This is a genomic window from Streptomyces sp. MMG1121 (assembly GCF_001280015.1).
GTDB lineage: Bacteria > Actinomycetota > Actinomycetes > Streptomycetales > Streptomycetaceae > Streptomyces.
In genome coordinates this window covers 1-1,031 of record NZ_LGDV01000069.1, presented here as the reverse complement: position 1 = coordinate 1,031, position 1,031 = coordinate 1, and the positions used below count along the sequence as shown (strand labels likewise).

Annotated in this window: 1 protein-coding gene and 1 pseudogene; both read left to right on the top strand. The window is 68.5% G+C overall.

Features of this window, described 5'->3' with window-relative positions; translation table 11 throughout:
* A pseudogene (locus tag ADK64_RS47035) lies at window positions 1-628 on the top strand (hypothetical protein); the annotation flags it as partial.
* Window positions 529-1,031: polyketide synthase dehydratase domain-containing protein (locus ADK64_RS42590; protein WP_324614372.1), on the top strand; the 503-nt coding region annotated here is incomplete at its 3' end. The pseudogene ADK64_RS47035 and the gene ADK64_RS42590, both read left to right, overlap by 100 nt.

Here is a 1,031-nt window from a genome sequence, read left to right as displayed (position 1 = left end):
GGGTGAGGTGGCGGACGCGGGGCGGTTGTGTTCGCCGGAGTACTGGGTGGAGCACGTACGTGGCACGGTCCGGTTCCACGATGGTGTGCGGGCGATGAGAGACCAGAAGGTCGCCACTTTCCTGGAGTTGGGTCCGGACGGCATCCTGAGCGGGATGGTGGCGCAGGACTGTGTGGCGTCGCTGCGGCGGGACGTGCCGGAGGACCGGGCGTTGATGACCGCGGTTGGACAGCTGCACGTACGCGGCGTCGGTATCGACTGGGAGCGAGTCTTCGCGGGCCGGAACGCACACCGTACGGCTCTGCCCACCTACGCCTTCCAACACCAGCGCTACTGGGTGAACTCGATCGCCTCGGCCGGTGACCCCGCGCTGGTGGTCGAACACCCGCTGCTGGACTCGGTGATCAGTGTTTCCGAGAGCGGCGGTGTTCTTGGCACGGGCCGACTGTCCGTTGCCGCGCAGCCGTGGTTGGCGGATCACGCGGTGTCGGGTGTGGTGCTGTTCAGCCGTGGTTGGCGGATCACGCGGTGTCGGGTGTGGTGCTGTTGCCGGGGGCGGCGTTGGTCGAGCTGGCTGTGCGTACCGGTGACGAGGTGGGGGCGCGGACGCTGCGCGAATTGGTCATAGAAGCGCCGCTGGTCGTTCCTGGTGAGGGTGCGGTGCGGGTGCAGGTTGCGGTTGGTGAGGACACTGGCGGTGGTGTGCGGTCGGTTGCGGTGTATTCGCGGCCCGAGGACGCGGAGTCCGGCGCGCCGTGGATCCGCCACGCGAGCGGGCAGCTCAGTGAGGAGGTGTCCGTTCCGGGTGCTGCAGTGTTCGATGTGTGGCCGCCGGAGGGTGCGGTGGCGGTGGATGTGTCGGGCATGTATGAGGAGCTGGCGGGCCGTGGTTATGGCTATGGGCCGGTGTTTCAGGGGCTTCGTGCGGTGTGGCGGCGTGGGGAGGAGATTTTCGCCGAGGCCGCGTTGCCGTCGGGTGAGGTGGACTCGGCTGCCGGGTTCGGTCTGCACCCGGCGCTGCTGGATGCCGC